Raw genomic sequence first — 17,405 nt, forward strand, 5'->3', positions numbered from 1 at the left:
AGTATTTCGTCAAACGATAGGCAAAATCTATCAATTAGCCTCGCCCGCCATCTCGCGCGCAACGCGTAAAAGGCTTCGGAAAACGGGGGTATAAGGCTCTTGATGGGGGGCGATCAAACCCACCTCAGGGCGCAGCGCCCCATCTTCCAACGGGATCACCCGCAGATCATGGCCAATGGCAAGGAACTGCGCCATGGGTTGCGGCAAAACTGTCAGCGCACCTGCCTCGATCACATGGCTCACCAGAACAATGGTCGAATTGCTTTCGACAACCGATTTTGGCTCGAGACCATGCGCCGCGAAATTGCGGTTCAAGATCCGCCGATTTTGCATATCAGGGGTCAGGAGGCTCAGGCTCATCCCCTCGAGCGCGGCCCATGCCACTCGGGTCTGTGCCGCAAAAGGGTGATCTGATCGGCACAGAACCGCGTAATTTTCACGATAGAGCCCCGTGCTCACCATGCGTCCCAAAGGCTCATTGTCCAAATAGGTCACACCCGCATCTGCATCGAGATTTTCCAACAGCTTGAGGATTTCGGCGGACGAACGGGACAGAATAGAAAAACTGACATTGGGATGCGCGCGCGAAAAGCGGCTGACCAGACGCGCGGCTTCGGTCAATGCGGTCGGGATCACCGCAAGGCGCAAATGGCCCGATAACCCCTCGCGGCTATAACGCATTTCTTCACGCAATTGGCGGCTATCGCCCACGATACGCCGCGCCCACTCCAATGCGCGTTGCCCCTCAGGGGTCAGACCGCCAAAGCGTGACCCGCGCTGCACCAGCTTCACCCCAAGCTGGTCTTCCAGTTGCTTGATCCCTGAGGACAGGCTTGGCTGAGTAACCCCCAACAATTCAGCCGCACGGCCAAAGTGTTGGGTTTTGGCCAAAGCAAGCAGCATTTCCAATTTTTGGATCATAGGCACGTCCTATCAATTTCCACAAATTCTATCGCAATATCAGATCAAAAAAAAGGCCGCATCGGCATATCCAATGCGGCCTTAATGATGTGATCTTGCGCCAATCAGCTTGGGCTGAGGCCCCTCAGGCGCTCTGATCTGCGGCGCAAAAGTTCGACTGTGGTCAAAAGCAGGATAGAGATGGTCACAAGGATCGTGGCCGCCGCCAAAATCGTTGGCGAGATTTGTTCGCGGAGGCCCGTGAACATCTGCCAAGGCAGGGTCTGCTGCTGCGCTGAACCAACAAACAGCACCACGACAACCTCGTCAAACGAGGTGATAAAGGCGAACAGACCGCCTGAGATAACACCCGGCAAAATCAGCGGCATCTGCACACGGAAGAAGGTGGTCACAGGGTTGGCGCCCATATTCGCCGCCGCCCGCGTCAGCGACCGATCGAAGCCAACAAGCGTGGCGGTCACTGTGATGATCACAAAGGGCACGCCCAAAACGGCATGCGCCAAGATCACTTTCACATATCCCACGAAGGACTTGTTCAGACCCAAGGTCAGTTCCAACCAATTACCAAGAGGGGCGTAGAAAAAGAACATCCCTGTCGCTGAGATGATCAAAGGCACGATCATGGGCGAGATCAAAACCGCCATGATGGTTTGACGCCCAGGCACATGTGATTGCGACAAACCGATGGCCGCCAATGTGCCAAGACTAACCGAGATAACAGTCGCAATCGGCGCAATGATCAGCGAGTTTTTCAGCGGCTGCATCCACTCATCCGTGGTCAGGAAATCGCGGTAATGCTTCAGCGAATACCCCTCGGGGTCAAAGGCCAGCATTTCGGGCGTGAAGGTAAAGAAATCCTGCGCGTTAAACGACAGCCACATCACGGGGAAAAGCGGGGCGATCAGAAAGAAGAAGATCAGCCCACAGATAAACAGGAAACTGTTATGCCAAAGGGTCTGCCCGCCTGTGTAATAAATCGGCACGCCTTTGCGATAATCGCCTGTGTCGATCCAGAAGACGAACCATGACAGAACCGCGCCCACAAGGCCTGCTGCGATCCCGCCTCCCAAATTGGTGGCGAAAAGACCCGCGGCAAAGAAGATCGCAATCACACCAAGGCGCGCCATCATCCGCTTTTCAGCCATAGGGTGCAGCAAGGCTGCCAATACGGCCCCAATGACAGCGCCCGCAACAATTCCCATGAGCGGATTTCCAAAGGATGTGCCTGCGATATAGCCAAAGGCCGCTGACACAGCCGCAGTCAGGGGTGCCGTGAACCCCCAAAGGGAGGGGCGCTTGAGCGTAAGTTTCAGCGATTGAGCCATAATCTCAGCCCCCCAATTTCACGTTATCAATGCCGACAATGCGGTCATAAAGCCAATACAGCGCCAAGACCAAGGCCAGAAGGATCGACCCCAAAGCCGCCGCCAAGCCCCAGTTGAGCGAGGATGAAATATGATAGGCAATGCGGTTTGAGATAAAGACACCATCTGTGCCACCCACGATTTCAGGCGTGATGTAATAGCCAATCGCCAAGATGAACACGAGGATCGACCCCGCCCCAATCCCTGGAACAGATTGTGGGAAATAGACCCGCCAGAACGCTGTCCAATTGGTCGCGCCAAGACTTTTGGCCGCGCGAAGATAAGACGGCGGAATGGTTTTCATCACCGAATAAAGCGGCAAAATCATAAAGGGCAGCAAAATATGCGTCATCGCAATGATCGTGCCTGTCGAGTTATTCATCAAAATCAGGCGGTTTGCATCATCGACAAATCCAAGCCAGACAAGGATTTCATTGATCACGCCTTGCTGTTGCAGCAGCACTTTCCACGCACTGGTGCGCACCAAGAGCGATGTCCAGAACGGCAGAAGAACAAGGATCATCAATACATTGGCGCTGCGCACGGGCAGGTTGGCCAAAAGCCACGCCACGGGATAGCCCAAAAGGATACAGGAACCCGTGATGATCAAGGACATGATCATCGTACGAATGAACAGTTTGATATAAAGCTGCTGGCTTTCAGGGCGGGCATTCACACCCTCAAGCCCCTTTTCCATATCAATCGCGTTGAGGAAATAGCCTGTGGTGTAATCAGGGCTGTAAATCTTGATCGTTTGCCAGTTTTCCGTATCGCCCCATCCATCATTTTCTTCGATGAATGCGGCGCGGAAATCAATTTGCGGCAAGCTTGGCAGGGCTGCAATCGCATTGGCCAATGGGCCTGCGCCCGCCCCTGTGTATGAGGCCAGCGCGGACACTGTATCAGCGCGCGCCAGATCAAGCGCCAAGGCCGCATATACTGCCTCCCATGGGTCTTCTTCGGAAACCACATCCTCATCCGCAATGGCGGTATAGATGGCCCAGTCACTATAGGCGGCGGCGGTTTGGGGCAGAAGTGCTGCCATCTCACCCGATAGGGTAAACCCAATATCGCCTGCAAACCCCTCGCCCACCATATTCGCCCAGAGGGCCCGGCGGGCTTCGATCACATCTTCGCCGCCTGTGCCAGACAGCATCTCATACCATGTGATCCCATCCTTGAAGGCAGGATCTGCATCTTCAAGCCAATCTTGAAAAACCTCGCCAATATCATCAACGCCCCGCCCTGTGGTGCGGAACATCGAGGATAGGCCCGTGCGTTCATAATTTAGGCGCGAGCCAAGTTTGGTATGTTCCTTGGCCTCGGCAGCGCGGAAAATGTCGAAAAATAAGGCTTGGAACACGGTCTCATCTGGCAAGGTGCCGTCTTGGCCGTCCCAAGAGTCAAGCGCTTCAACCGTTTCGGGAAGCGTGCCAGATACAATTTGGTTTTCTACCGATCGAAACAACATCGAGCCGATCGGGACAACAAATGTCAAAACAACAAAGGCCAAAAGGGGCGCAATCAATATCAGCGCACGCAGCTTTTGACGTCTGAGGGCACGGGCGAGGCTCGTCTTGAGGGGGGTTCCATCCGCCGCCAGCATCGGGCCTGAATTGGTGGTGTCGCTCATCCTGTCCCCGTCAGTCGTTTCTATCTTCAATCGTCATGAATTTGGTCGGGCCGTGTCGCGGTTTCACGCGCGTTAGGTCTGACTAGACCCTTGCCCTCATGGGGCTACCCGATGGTTGAGTGGGGGCCGCGTTTGATCGCGGCCCCGCCCCAAATTCAGCTCAGATTACTGAGCCAGCCATGCTTGGAATTTCGCGTCAATATCATCGCGATAATCCGCCCAGAACTCGTAGTTATAGAGGAACGTGTTCTGTGCATTGTTTGGATCGGTTGGCATATGTGGTGCCATTTCGATGCCAAGCTCTGCATGGTTGCCAACCAGTGGCGCAGAGGACAGACGTGCAGGGCCATAGGAGATGTAGGCGGCCTGATCTGCCAGACGCTGCGTGTCGGTTGCGAAATAGACGAAGTCCATCACGCGGGCCAGACGATCTTCGGGCAGACCTGCTGGGATGATCCAACCATCAAGGTCGAATACCTGTGCGTCCCACATCATGCCGATTGGCTGGTTCTGCTCAACGATGGCCGAGAATAGACGGCCATTATAGGTCGAACCGATAAAGACTTCGCCATCCGCCAAAAGCTGTGGCGTATCGGCGCCTGCGTTCCACCAGATCACGCTGTCGCGGATGGTGTCGAGCTTGGCCAATGCCCGCTCTTGACCTTCATCAGTGGCCAGAACGTCATAGACGTCTGCCTTTGCAACGCCGTCACAAAGCAAGGCCCATTCCATGTTGTTGATTGGGCGGCTCTCAAGCGAACGCATGCCAGGATATGTTTCGAGATCGAACACATCACAGATGTCATTTGGAGGCTCTACACCATCAGGCACCATGTCGGTGCGATAGCCGAAGGTGGTGGAGTAAACGATCTGTGGGATGAAGCAATCGCCAACCAAAAGGTCACCGAAATCTTCGCTTGCGGGTGTGCCATCGGGCGCAGGTGCAAGCATCTCATCAGGATCGATTTCCATGGCGAGGCCTTCGTCACACAGACGCAGCGCGTCCGATGCCACAACGTCAACCAAGTCCCATGTCAGGTTGCCCGCTTCGTTCATCGCGCGCAGTTTTGCCACCGCTTCGTTCGAGCTTTCGTCCCAAACGACCTGAACATCAGGGTTATTCGCGGTGTATGGATCCGTGTAAGCGTTGGTTTGGCTGGCCTGATAGGCACCGCCCCAGCTTACGAAGGTAAATGTGCCAGTGGCCATATGGCCGCCCGCATAGGCCAAACCTGCTGCGGCGACGCCGAGTGCAGAAGTTGCCAGAAGTGTTTTTGACAGTTTCATGTCAGTCTCCCGTGTTGTTACCTGGTATAGTCTTATGCATGGCCACCCTCCAGGCGAAGGTGGCAGCTTAGGCCATGCGCTTAAGCATCAAGCGCGCGGCAATCGTCAGGCAGCCATCCTATTTCAATCTGGGTGCCAGGTGTGAGTCGTTTTTGATCGGGGGCGTTGCGGGTCTTGATGATGAAGTCATCCGACCCGGCCACGCGCAGGCGCGTGCGGAAAATATCGCCCATGTAAATAAATTCGAGAACCTCGCCTTTCAGCGTATGCGCGTCAGGCGAAAGGCGGCGCTTGTCCATTTCCACCCGCTCGGGACGGATGGAAACAGTGGTGCGATCCCCCACGGCCGAGACGTTTACAGGACGCGCGTCAATTTCGTCACCGCTGTCCAGCTTCACAACGCAGCGATCGCCTGAGATTTTCGTCACCACACCCGAAAGCGTATTATTTTCGCCAATAAACTGCGCCACAAAGCTGTTTTGCGGCTGTTCATAGAGAACATCAGGCGGATCAAGCTGTTGGATACGGCCATCATCAAACACCGCGACACGATCCGACATGGTCAGGGCTTCGGTCTGGTCATGGGTCACATAAACTGTGGTGATGCCCAACTGATGCGCCAGATTGGTGATTTCAAATTGCATATGTTCGCGCAATTGCTTGTCGAGCGCCCCCAAAGGTTCGTCCATCAAAACAAGCTCAGGCTCGAACACCAAGGCCCGCGCCAAGGCGATACGCTGTTGCTGCCCGCCCGAAAGCTGCGCGGGGCGGCGACCGCCGAAATCCCCCATCTGCACCATATCAAGCGCGCGTTTGATCTTTCCTTCGCGCTCTGATTTGCCCATGCCGCGCACTTCCAAAGGGAAGGCAAGGTTTTCTGCAACCGACATATGCGGGAACAAAGCGTAATTCTGGAACACCATCCCAATGCCGCGCTTATGGGGCGGAATGTTGTTGATCGGACGACCCTGCAACAGAATCTCGCCATGGGTGGCTGTCTCGAAACCTGCAAGCATCATCAGGCAGGTCGTTTTGCCCGATCCCGAAGGCCCAAGCATCGTTAGAAATTCGCCCTGACCGATCTGAAGATTAAGATCTTTTACGACCAGCGTTTCGCCATCGTAACTTTTCTGGACATGCTCAAAAGCGACAAACGCGTCTTTTGCTGTGTCGAACAAAGTGTCGAACTCCCGTTGTGGTTGCGGTGTAGCCCCGCATTCAATTGCCCTAAGCTAAACAGCCTGAGCCTTAGATGACAACCAATTAACAGAAATTAGTGCAAAACCGTCCTGAAAACGCCGCTTTGCACCTCAGAAAAGACATCGGCCCGAAAACAATGGCGGATTCAGGAAATATGACCCCATACATAGCGGGTGCTTGTTTGCAGGGGCGGCATAGCCTAATCAGGGCGGATGATGATTTGCTAAGCATTCTTTAGCAGAATGCGTAATTTTTCGCAGATTTGGAGACGCATGTCAGACCCAAGCCCCGCATCAGATTCGCAGACCAAGGCCCCAAATGGGGTTGACCTGCGCTCGTCTCGACTTGTGATCCGCCTGTGGCGCGAGCATGTCCTCAAATATTGGCCCGCCCTGACATTCGCACTGATCTTGATGAGCCTTGAAGGCGCCGCACTTGGTGCATTTGCATGGATGGTGCGCCCTCTCTTCGATGAACTTTTTGCCGCACAATCCTTGGATGGGCTTTGGAAAGTGGTAACGGTCATCGGGTTTTTGTTCCTGTTCCGCGCCGTTGCGGGCTTTGTGCAGCGCGTCATTATGTCGGCGCTTGGCCTGAAAGTGACAACCGCATTGCAAACACGCCTGGTCGAGCATCTTTTGACGCTTGATGGTGCCGTCTTTACGCGACACCCCCCAGGTGAATTGATCGAACGCGTGCGCGGGGACAGCCAGACGCTGCAATCTGCGGCGACAAGTGTCCTTCTCTCCTTTGGGCGTGATTTAGTTTCGCTTGTGGCTTTGTCCTTTGTGATGTTCTCAAATGATTGGCAATGGTCACTGGTGGCCTTGGTTGGGCTGCCTTTGATGATCGTGCCCATGACCCTGCTGCTCAAGCAAATCCGCCGCACCGCATTTGCCGCGCGCGAGGCTGCCGCGACCCTGACCACGCGGCTGGACGAAATGTTTCACGGCATTCAATCCATCAAGGTCAACCGCCTTGAGGCGCATGAGCGCGGGCGGTTTGAGCGCAGCGTCAAGCAATACCTCAAGCAACAGATCCGCTCGAGTGCAGGCCAATCCGCGAACCCCTCGTTGATCGACCTCATGTCGGGCATTGGGTTTGTTTCGGTCACATTGTTTGGGGCCACCGCCATTGTGACAGGCGATAAATCGGTGGGGGATTTCATGTCCTTTATCACCGCGCTTTCGCTGATGTTCGACCCGCTCAAACGTCTGTCAAATATCGCAGGCAGCCTTCAGGCCGCCGCAGCCTCGCTAGAGCGGATCTATTCCATGCTTGATCTGCGCCCCACCGTTCTTAGCCCTGCCCACCCTGCCCCGCTGAGTTCTGGCGATATCTGCTTTGAGAATGTCGAATTCTCCTATGGCGACATGCCCGTTCTGCATGATCTGACCTTCACCGCCAAAGAGGGGCAGACAACCGCGATTGTGGGGCCATCAGGCGCGGGGAAAACCACGCTGTTTGCCTTGCTAACACGCTTGATTGATCCAGTGGCAGGCAAAGTGCGCATTGGCAGTGTTGCGACCACCGAGGCTGATCTGGCCGCCTTGCGTGACATGATCGCGGTTGTAGGCCAAGACACGGCGCTGTTCGATGAAAGCATCGAAGATAATATCCGCATGGGGCGGCTTAATGCTGACAGCGCCGATGTGGCCAAAGCCGCAGAAAACGCCGCTGTGATGGAATTTGCCAAATCCCTGCCCGCAGGGTTGGAAACGGCTGTTGGCCCGCGCGGCTCGTCCCTGTCGGGCGGCCAACGTCAGCGCGTGGCCATCGCCCGCGCGATGCTGAAAGATGCGCCGATTTTGCTGTTGGATGAACCCACATCGGCCCTCGACACGCAATCTGAAAAATTGGTGCAAACTGCCCTATCGCGCCTGTCGCAAGGGCGCACGACAATTGTAATTGCGCATCGGCTGTCCACCATTCGCGATGCCGATAAGATTGTGGTCATGGATAAAGGCCATGTTGTCGAAGAAGGCACCCATGACAGCCTGATGCAAAGGGGCGGCATTTACGCGCGTCTTGTTGAATTGCAATCCGCAGGGATGAGTGCCGATCTCTAGCGCCTGCGCCCTTCGGCCAATTCATCGGCCAAGGCCGCACGGCGTTCAGGCGGCATATCCGCGATCAAATCAACCAAGGCACGATGCCCGCTTTCCTGCATGGCGCCAAGATAGCCGCGCTGCTCAGACAGGGCCTGCATCAACGCATCAGGCACAAAGGGGGTTGCGCGCAACGCAGCCTCAACCTGCAGATTGGCCGCCCCGATCCCACGGCGCGCGGCGCCCATCCCTTCGCGCCCACCCATGCGCCCGATCAACATCCGCATTTCATCGCGGTTCAATTCACCCGCCAATGGCCCCAAACTGCGCACGGCGTTGATCCGCTCACGCGGGCCTTCGCCGTCTGGGCCGCGATGCAAGACCACCGCCCCTAGAACCGCGCCCGCAATCGCCAAATTAATCGCCAGAGAGACACCAAGAACGATCTTCATGCCCCGCGGCGCTTGGGGTTTCGGGGTTGTCATCATCTCATCCATCACTCACCTCCCAAATCGGCCAAAGCCCAAGGATCCCCAAAATCAGAAACCGATGTGCTGGCCCATCCGCTGGCCTCTTGCAAACTTAAGGTCATATCGGGGTTCAAGGTCGAAAGACCCACCCCAAACAGCAGCCCCGCGATTCCCGCCATCGCCGCACCTGAGACAACCGACCAGCCCCCAAATAGGCGGTCAATCAGATTGGATAGACGCGAGAGCGTATCCTCACGGACGTGGTGGGTTTGTCTTTGCACGTTCTGTGCATCCGCCAAGACCCGCGCCATGAGCGCATCACTTGGCGCATCAGCCGCGCGCGCTTCGGCGAAAAGATCATCCAGATCTAGGTCTGCCTGTTCATTGCGCATAACCCAATGCCTCCTTTTCCTTGGCCAAATGGGCGCTCAATGCCCTTTTGCCGCGTGCGGTCAAACTTTCGACCGCCTCAATCGTAATATCCAGAATTTGGGCAATCTCACCATTTGATAACCCTTCGATGTGGCGCAATACCACCGCCTGCCTTTGGCGCTCGGGCAAAGTGGCAAGCGCCGCATCCAGCGCATCAAGCCGCGCCCTTTGCATCATTTGCGCGGGCACTGACGCCGCATGATCCTCGATTTGTTCAACCGCATCCGTATCAAGGGTGGGCGCGGCGCGGCGGGTCTGCTTGCGCAAGCGATCAATACATAGGTTCGCTGTCACCTGATGCGCCCAAGTGCTCAGTTTTGCGCGGCCTGCGTCCCAGTCAGGGGCAATGCGCCAGATGCGCATCATCACCTCTTGCGCGACATCTTCGGCCTCGGCCTGATCCCCCAAAACACGGCGCGCATGCGACAGAATGCGGGGCAGATGCCGCGCGGCCAAATCCCGCGCCGCTGCCGCATCGCCCTTGGCGAAGCGGGCCATCAGATGATCATCTTCTGATGCTGCCTTTGGTGGTCTTTGCACGCTGCCCTCGCCGCCGCAATCTACTGCAACTATTGCATTCAAGCACGCGACTGCCAAGGGAGAGGGGCAGCCGCGTCTGATTGCGCCTTAGCCGCGATGGCCACGCCCTTCACGGGCACCTGCACCGCGCTCATGGCCGCCGCGCATTTGGGACATGGCCGAGAATTCCTCAAGGCTGATGCTGCCATCCCCATTGCTGTCCATGCGCGACAACATCCGATTAAAATTTGGCTCACCGCGCCCCTCATGTTGGTCGCGGCCACCCATCATTTCAGATTGCGACAAAAGCCCATCGCCATCCAAATCGAGATCGCCAATCATACGATCCACGCGATCCGCCATGCGGGCCTGAAGGGAGGCACTCAATTCTTGGGCGTCCAACATGCCATCCCCGTTGGTGTCTTGGGCCGCAAATCGCGCCTCTGGCATACGCGCCAATTCCTCAGCCGTGACCTGACCATTGCGATCCGCATCTAGGGCGGCAAATATCGCGTCTGCATCGGCCTGCGCCATTGGGGCGGCGGTTACCATTTGCGCAGCAAGACCCAAAGGCAGGGCCAAGCCCAAAGTGAAAAGTTTGAATGTGCTCATCTCAATAACTCCTGATCTTGTGGCAAATGGCCCATCCATCCGCCGATCTATTCCTTTCACGCGCTCGCCCGCAGTTTCCGTCACATTTTTTTGCAGCTCTCTTTTGACCCGCGTCAAAACGGCCCGCCCCTTTGCCAATGATTGCGCTTTGCGCTAGGGCTAGGGTCGAGACAAGAAAAGGATGCGCGCCATGGCAAACCCCAGCACCGAAGCGGCTGAAATCGATCCAATCACTGCCTTGGCGGATGGTGTTTTCGATCATGTCCCGCAGGAACGCCCAACATGGCCCGCGATTGCCAAAGCCATGCGCGGCCGCTGCCCGTGCTGTGGTGAGGGCGCACTGTTTAGCGGCTATCTGAACCTTGTAAAAACCTGTGGCAGCTGTGGCGAAGATCTGAGCCACGCCCGCGCGGATGATGGGCCTGCCTATTTGACGATCCTCGTCACAGCGAAAATCTTGGGCACCTTAATGCTCTGGGTTTATACGGCCTATCAACCAAGCCCATGGGTTATGGCAGGCGGGTTTTCGCTTGGGGCCTTTGTGGTGGCACTGTTCCTCTTGCCCCGCTTTAAAGGGCTGATTGTGGGCATCCAATGGGCCAAGCGGATGCATGGTTTCTGATCCTCCCATTCGGGATGCCGCAAGCATCATCTTGTTGCGCGACAGCACAAAAGGCGCGCAGGTCTTAATGGGCCAACGCGGGGCATCTGCCGCGTTCATGCCGCAAAAATTTGTATTCCCTGGCGGGGCGGTGGATGCGGTGGATCACGACACCCCGCTTGCTCACGCAATCCCTGATGCGCTTGCAGCGCGCCTCAGCCATGACAGCGCCTGTTCACCCGAGGCCTTAATCAACGCAGCCTTTCGCGAGTTGCACGAAGAAACAGGGCTCAGCCTTGGCCCACACGACCCGCGAAGGGTTGATTTCTTTTTCCGTGCCGTCACCCCCACAGGCCGCCCACGCCGCTTTGACGCGCGCTTCTTTTTGGCGCGTGCTGACGATCTGAGGGGCGTTGCGCAGGATTTCACCAAAGGCGATGGCGAGTTGTCTCATCTGACATGGCTTGATCTGGCAGAGGCGCAACGCTTGGACATCCCCTTTATCACCCATGTGATCCTCGCGGAATTGTCCCAAGCGGTGGCGCGCCACGGCTATGGATTTCGGCCTGAGGCGGTGGCGTTCTTCGACAATCGCACAGATATATCGCGGTTTTACTGGCTCTAACCCACCTATCTGGTTGCAGCCTGTCACCGCCGCGCATAGCCTAAGGCCAACCCTTCCCCGATATAATGAGGCCTGCCCCGTGTCCGTCCTGCCCCTTGATGCAACATCCGCCACTGCCACGCCCCGCACCATTTGGCTCAGTGACTACACCCCGCCCGAGTATTTGATTGACCATGTGCATCTTACCTTTCGCCTTGCACCAAAGGCCACGCGGGTCATTTCACGGATCACCTTTCGCCCCAACCCCGAGGCGCAAGGTTTGGGCGAAGGCGCGCTTGTGCTTGATGGCGAGGATCTGCGCCTGATCTGGGCAAAGATAGATGGAACAGCGTTAGGTGAGGCCGATTATCGCCTCAGTGAGGCTGCCCTGACTGTGCCTGCCGCACGCCTGCCAGAGGGCGGCTTTGTTTGGGAGGCCGAAGTCGAAATCGCACCACAGGATAACACAGCCCTTGAGGGGCTTTATATGTCCAAGGGCATGTATTGCACCCAATGCGAGGCGGAAGGGTTTCGCAAAATAACCTATTACCCCGACCGCCCCGATGTCATGGCGCCTTTTGATGTGCGCATTGAGGGGGATGCACCGATCCTACTGTCCAATGGTAATCGGGGCGAGACAGGCGCAGGCTATGCAGAATGGCATGACCCTTGGCCCAAACCTACTTATCTCTTTGCTTTGGTGGCAGGCGATTTGCGCGCCTATAGCGATCAGTTCACCACGGCCTCGGGACGCGAGGTTGATCTCAATATCTATGTCCGCCCCGGTGATGAGGGGTATTGCGCCTATGCGATGGACGCGCTCAAGCGGTCAATGATCTGGGATGAACAGGTGTATGGCCGCGAATATGACCTTGATCTGTTTAACATCGTGGCGGTCGATGATTTCAACATGGGCGCGATGGAGAATAAGGGCCTGAACATCTTCAACTCCAAATATGTATTGGCCAGCCCTGAAACCGCAACGGATCAAGATTATGCCTTTATCGAGCGGATCATCGCCCATGAATATTTCCACAATTGGACAGGCAATCGCATCACCTGCCGCGATTGGTTTCAACTCTGCCTCAAAGAGGGCTTAACCGTCTTTCGCGATCAACAGTTCAGCGCAGATGCCCGATCCGCGCCTGTGCAGCGAATTGGTGATGTGCTGAATCTGCGCGCGCGCCAATTCCGCGAGGATGCAGGCCCATTGGCGCATCCCGTGCGCCCTGCAAGTTTTGTCGAGATCAACAATTTCTACACGGCCACTGTTTACGAAAAAGGGGCGGAGCTGATCCGCATGCTGCGGCTTTTGGTGGGCGAAGGGGCCTATCGCGCGGCGCTTGATCTCTATTTCGACCGCCATGATGGGCAGGCCTGCACCATCGAGGATTGGTTGCAGGTGTTCGAGGACACCACTTTGCGCGATCTGTCGCAATTCAAACGGTGGTATGAACAGGCAGGCACGCCGCGTTTGACGGTCACCTCCACCTATCAAGATGGGCGCTTGGTGCTGAAATTGGCACAGCGCACCGACCCTACCCCCAACCAACCGCTGAAAGAGCCCTTGTTGTTCCCCGTGGCGCTTGGCCTATTGGGTCAGGACGGGCGCGAATTGCGGCCCACGCAGATTGTCGAAATGGCGGATCCTGAAATGGAATTGGTGTTTGACGATCTGCCTGAAGCCCCTGTGCTGTCGGTCTTGCGCGAATTCTCGGCCCCTGTGATTTTAGAAATCGAGCAAGATTTTGCTGCGCGCGCGACCCTCTTTGCCCATGACACAGACCCGTTCAACCGATGGGAAGCGGGCCGCAGTCTATCGCGTGAGGTTCTGTGCGCAATGATCACCGATGGGACAGCCCCGAACCCTGACTATATCTCAGCCCTCGCTGCGGTGGTGCAGGATGACACGCTCGACCACGAGTTTAGGGCGCTATGCGCAAGCCTGCCAAGCGAAGATGCGCTGGCCAATGATTTGGCCGAAGCAGGCGTGGTGCCTGATCCAAGCAGCATCCACGAAAAGCGCCGCGCTTTGGAACAGTCCATCGCAGCTGCACTTGCGCCGATTTACACGCGGCTGTTCGAAACACTGACCGATAAAGACGGCTATAGCCCTGATGCGGCCTCCGCGGGCCGGAGCAGTTTGCGCAACGTGGCCCTGCGCGCCTTGACCCGTGTGCATGGCCCAGAGCTCGCGCAGACGCAATTCGAGACGGCCACCAATATGACCGATCAATTGGCCGCTTTCGGTGCGCTGTTGGATCACGGGGGTGATGTTGCACAGCAGGCCAGCATGGCCTTCTACGACCAATGGCATGAAAACCGCATCGTGATGGATAAATGGTTCATGCTGCAAATCGCCCATGCCGCCCCTGATGAGGCCGCGCAAGTTGCACATCGCCTGACCGAGCACGCAGATTTTGATTGGAAAAACCCCAATCGCTTCCGCGCGGTGATTGCAGGTCTGACCTCAGCCAACCCTGCGGGCTTTCATGCGCCCTCAGGCGCGGGCTATCAGTTCCTCGCGGATTGGTTGATCCGCATGGATGGCAAAAACCCGCAAACCGCGGCGCGGATGTCCACCGCCTTTGAGACATGGGCGCGCTATGATGTTGATCGTCAGGCCCTGATCCAAGAGGCGCTAAAGCGTATTTCTGACACCCCGAACCTCAGCCGCGATATGAGCGAGATGGTGGCAAGAATGCGTGCGGGTTATCAAGGCGCATAATCCAGCAGCCAAACATATCCACCGACCAATGCCAGCAGCACGGGTTGGTGGATGAGATAAAACGCAAGGGAATTGCGCCCCAAAAGGGCCAAACCCGCCCCAAGCGCACCACCGCATATCTTTTGTGGCATGATCGGCCTGCCCAGATCACGGGCAAATTGCGCCCAAGCCATGCCCAAAAGATAGGGGCCGATCCATGGCAAGATTGGCAAATAATCCACTGTCACAGGCCGCGCCGCCTGTGCGCCTGTGATCCAAAATATCGGGTGCTCAAGCGCAGGCAGGCGCAGCCAAACCCCTGCAGCAAGGGCCAAGACACCAAGCACGGCCAAGCCCCAAGCGGGCACCCGCCCCAAAAGGACAATCCCCACTAGGCTTGCAGCCGCCATCATGTGCAAAATGCCCCAAAAGACAAATTGCGCCCCAAAGGCAAAATAGGTCGCAAGGCTGACCGCCGCCGCAGCAGCGACCAAAATGCCCCATCGCCGCCAAAAAGCGGGCCACCGCCGCCCCACCCCATGGGCCAAGACCATGCTGAGGCCCGACAGGAACAGAAAGCTGCCCGCAATCGCGATAGCATAGCCGCGCATATAGGGGGACAGGGCTGTCCCCGAAGGCACAAGCCCGAATAAATCAAGATCAAAAATGAAATGATAACTTGCCATGGCCACAAGCGCGACACCGCGCGCCTGATCCAAACCCGACAAGCGCGCCGTCATGACTGGCAGTAATCCTGCTCCGACACCCAACCGCGAATATCATTGCGCAAGGCTTCGCGTTGCAACGGCCCCCAATCGGCCGCAACCCCGCCTTGATCTTCGGCAATGACCCCATCGCGCACGACAGTTGATGACCAAATGCGCAAAGCACAACGCAAATTCGCCTCGCCCTCGCGCAAAGCCTCGCTTGTGCCAGCAGCACAGCCATAGCCGCGCGCAGTTGCGGGCGAGATTTGCAAAAGACCATGCCACTTACCATTTGACGAAATCGCATCTTCGCGGAAGGTGCTTTCACGATAGGCCAAACTGGACAACAGCCCGTTCCAGAACGCAGCACGCTGTTCTGGGTTCGCCTCATCATAGGCGGGACACCATGCCTCGATATCCGCAGGGGTTGTCTCAACCAAAACGGCTGCGTCCTCCTCCAACATCGAGAGGCTTGCCTTTGTCCAATCTTGGGCCTGTGGGGTTTCATCCCAACGTGCGGCGGGCAAATCAGCCTGCGCGCCGACACATCCCATCAGAACCGCCGCGCCCAAAAAGGTTGCAGCACATTTGCCGAATTTACACGCATAATGCGCCAGATCGCGTTCATTCCTTTTGAATGAAAACATGCAATTCCCTCAGGTGGCCAATAGATGCCCGCCCTTTGCCCTTATTTTGCCTCAAAATGCAAGTCCTGCCCTTGCCGCGCCCTACGCGCTGGCCTAGTAAACGGCGGGAAACCGCCTGTTGGAGAGATGCGCCATGCTTGACCTCAGCTATGAAGCCCCAAAACCCAAAGTGATCGCGGGTGCCAAATCCGATTGGGAACTTGTGATCGGGATGGAAGTGCACGCGCAGGTCGCAACCCGTGCGAAACTCTTTTCGGGGGCCTCAACGAAATTTGGGGCAGAGCCCAATTCTAACGTGGCCTTTGTGGATGCTGGCATGCCAGGAATGCTGCCTGTGATCAACGAGGCCTGCGTGGCCCAAGCGGTGCGCACAGGATTGGGCCTGAAGGCGGAAATCAATTTGTTTTCGGCCTTTGATCGCAAAAACTATTTCTACCCTGACCTTCCGCAAGGTTATCAGATCAGCCAATTGTATCACCCGATCGTGGGCGAAGGTGAGGTTTTGGTCGAGCTTGGCGATGGCACGGCGAGGATTGTGCGCATTGAGCGTATCCACTTGGAGCAAGACGCAGGCAAATCCATCCATGATATGGATCCCGCCCTGTCTTTCGTGGATCTCAACCGCACGGGTGTCGCGTTGATGGAGATTGTCTCGCGCCCCGATATTCGCGGCCCAGAGGAGGCAGCGGCCTATGTCTCTAAATTGCGCCAAATCATGCTCTATCTGGGCACGTGTGACGGGAATATGCAAAACGGCAATCTACGTGCGGATGTAAACGTGTCTGTCTGCGCACCGGGTGCCTATGAAAAATTCCGTGAAACGGGTGATTTCAGCCATCTTGGCACGCGCTGCGAGATCAAGAACATGAATTCGCTGCGGTTCATTCAACAGGCCATCGAATATGAGGCACGCCGCCAAATCGCCATTATCGAAAATGGCGGCACTGTGGATCAGGAAACACGGCTCTATGATCCTGATAAGGGCGAAACGCGTTCGATGCGGTCGAAAGAAGAGGCGCATGATTATCGCTACTTCCCAGATCCCGACCTCTTGCCGCTTGAGATTGAGCAGGCATGGGTGGACGACATTCGCGCGAACCTGCCCGAATTGCCCGATGCCAAAAAGGCGCGCTTTATCGGCGATTTTGGCCTTTCAGATTATGATGCCAGCGTTTTGACCGCCGATGTCACCGCCAGCGCGTTTTTCGAAGAGGTCGCTGCCACCGCCAAAGACGGGAAACTGGCCGCGAATTGGGTCATCAACGAACTCTTTGGTCGCCTAAAGAAAGACGAGCGCGAGATCAGTGACAGCCCTGTCTCACCTGCACAGCTTGCGGGCATCATAGCGCTGATTAAGGCGGGGGATATTTCGGGCAAAATCGCAAAAGACCTGTTCGAAATCGTCTATACCGAAGGCGGCGACCCCGCGCAGATTGTCGAAGCGCGCGGCATGAAACAGGTCACGGATACAGGCGCGATTGAAGCAGCGGTAGACGAGATCATTGCCGCCAATCCCGCCCAAGTGGAGAAGGCCAAGCAGAACCCGAAACTTGCGGGGTGGTTCGTGGGTCAGGTGATGAAGGCCACAGGCGGCAAGGCAAACCCTGCCGCTGTGAACCAGTTGGTCAGCCAGAAACTAGGACTGTAACCCTT

Annotated in this window: 16 protein-coding genes; 5 read left to right on the top strand and 11 right to left on the bottom strand. The window is 56.6% G+C overall.

What is annotated here, in order from left to right:
- Window positions 1-30: 30 nt before the first annotated feature.
- From RYZ18_RS07445 to RYZ18_RS07465, 5 genes are all read right to left on the bottom strand, one after another.
- Window positions 31-921 carry a LysR family transcriptional regulator gene (locus tag RYZ18_RS07445; RefSeq protein ID WP_317655917.1) on the bottom strand — a complete coding sequence of 297 codons (891 nt, stop codon included), beginning with the start codon at window positions 919-921 and terminating at the stop codon, window positions 31-33.
- Window positions 922-1,025: 104 nt separating this feature from the next.
- Entirely contained in the window at window positions 1,026-2,246 is a 1,221-nt protein-coding gene (locus RYZ18_RS07450; protein ID WP_317655918.1) for an ABC transporter permease, read from the bottom strand.
- Between the two features lie 4 nt (window positions 2,247-2,250).
- On the bottom strand, window positions 2,251-3,918 hold the full coding sequence (locus RYZ18_RS07455; protein ID WP_317655920.1) for an ABC transporter permease: 1,668 nt from the start codon (window positions 3,916-3,918) through the stop codon (window positions 2,251-2,253).
- Window positions 3,919-4,083: 165 nt separating this feature from the next.
- Window positions 4,084-5,205 (bottom strand): extracellular solute-binding protein, encoded by a 1,122-nt coding sequence (locus RYZ18_RS07460; RefSeq protein WP_317655922.1) that lies wholly within the window; start codon window positions 5,203-5,205, stop codon window positions 4,084-4,086.
- Window positions 5,206-5,285: 80 nt separating this feature from the next.
- A complete protein-coding gene (locus RYZ18_RS07465; protein WP_317655923.1) occupies window positions 5,286-6,383 on the bottom strand; it encodes an ABC transporter ATP-binding protein in 1,098 nt (365 codons plus the stop codon).
- Window positions 6,384-6,677: 294 nt separating this feature from the next.
- Here RYZ18_RS07465 and RYZ18_RS07470 point away from each other — a divergent pair, with 294 nt between their 5' ends.
- A complete protein-coding gene (locus tag RYZ18_RS07470) occupies window positions 6,678-8,474 on the top strand; it encodes an ABC transporter ATP-binding protein (RefSeq protein WP_317655924.1) in 1,797 nt (598 codons plus the stop codon).
- On the opposite strand, the gene RYZ18_RS07475 is transcribed toward RYZ18_RS07470, so the two are convergent.
- The 4 genes from RYZ18_RS07475 to RYZ18_RS07490 form a co-directional block, all read right to left on the bottom strand.
- Window positions 8,471-8,950, bottom strand: a complete 480-nt coding sequence (locus tag RYZ18_RS07475) for a periplasmic heavy metal sensor (RefSeq protein WP_317655925.1) — start codon at window positions 8,948-8,950, stop codon at window positions 8,471-8,473. The two genes, RYZ18_RS07470 and RYZ18_RS07475, sit on opposite strands and share 4 nt — an antisense overlap.
- Window positions 8,950-9,315, bottom strand: a complete 366-nt coding sequence (locus RYZ18_RS07480; RefSeq protein WP_317655926.1) for a dihydroorotate dehydrogenase — start codon at window positions 9,313-9,315, stop codon at window positions 8,950-8,952. Before RYZ18_RS07480 ends, RYZ18_RS07475 begins: the two co-directional genes overlap by 1 nt.
- The gene (locus tag RYZ18_RS07485; protein ID WP_317655928.1) at window positions 9,305-9,853 is read right to left on the bottom strand and encodes a sigma-70 family RNA polymerase sigma factor; all 549 of its coding nucleotides are present in this window, start codon (window positions 9,851-9,853) and stop codon (window positions 9,305-9,307) included. The genes RYZ18_RS07480 and RYZ18_RS07485 overlap by 11 nt, the downstream gene beginning before the upstream one ends.
- Before the next feature lie 129 nt (window positions 9,854-9,982).
- Entirely contained in the window at window positions 9,983-10,486 is a 504-nt protein-coding gene (locus RYZ18_RS07490) for an EF-hand domain-containing protein (protein ID WP_317655929.1), read from the bottom strand.
- 190 nt (window positions 10,487-10,676) lie between these two features.
- On the opposite strand from RYZ18_RS07490, the gene RYZ18_RS07495 reads away from it, so the two are divergent.
- From RYZ18_RS07495 to pepN, 3 genes are all read left to right on the top strand, one after another.
- Window positions 10,677-11,108: a DUF983 domain-containing protein gene (locus tag RYZ18_RS07495; RefSeq protein WP_317655930.1), complete on the top strand. Its 432-nt coding sequence runs from the start codon at window positions 10,677-10,679 to the stop codon at window positions 11,106-11,108.
- Entirely contained in the window at window positions 11,098-11,712 is a 615-nt protein-coding gene (locus RYZ18_RS07500; RefSeq protein WP_317655932.1) for an NUDIX hydrolase, read from the top strand. Before RYZ18_RS07495 ends, RYZ18_RS07500 begins: the two co-directional genes overlap by 11 nt.
- A 79-nt stretch (window positions 11,713-11,791) precedes the next feature.
- Window positions 11,792-14,419 carry an aminopeptidase N gene (gene pepN / locus RYZ18_RS07505; protein ID WP_317655934.1) on the top strand — a complete coding sequence of 876 codons (2,628 nt, stop codon included), beginning with the start codon at window positions 11,792-11,794 and terminating at the stop codon, window positions 14,417-14,419.
- Here the strand turns inward: pepN and RYZ18_RS07510 are convergent.
- Window positions 14,407-15,138, bottom strand: a complete 732-nt coding sequence (locus tag RYZ18_RS07510; RefSeq protein ID WP_317655935.1) for a heparan-alpha-glucosaminide N-acetyltransferase — start codon at window positions 15,136-15,138, stop codon at window positions 14,407-14,409. The genes pepN and RYZ18_RS07510 overlap by 13 nt on opposite strands.
- Entirely contained in the window at window positions 15,135-15,752 is a 618-nt protein-coding gene (locus RYZ18_RS07515) for a transglycosylase SLT domain-containing protein (protein ID WP_317655936.1), read from the bottom strand. Before RYZ18_RS07515 ends, RYZ18_RS07510 begins: the two co-directional genes overlap by 4 nt.
- 133 nt (window positions 15,753-15,885) lie before the next feature.
- On the opposite strand from RYZ18_RS07515, the gene gatB reads away from it, so the two are divergent.
- Entirely contained in the window at window positions 15,886-17,400 is a 1,515-nt protein-coding gene (gene gatB / locus RYZ18_RS07520) for an Asp-tRNA(Asn)/Glu-tRNA(Gln) amidotransferase subunit GatB (protein ID WP_317655937.1), read from the top strand.
- The last annotated feature ends 5 nt before the right edge of the window (window positions 17,401-17,405 follow it).

Source organism: Roseovarius sp. 10 (assembly GCF_033100315.1).
In the GTDB taxonomy this organism is placed as follows: domain Bacteria; phylum Pseudomonadota; class Alphaproteobacteria; order Rhodobacterales; family Rhodobacteraceae; genus M30B80.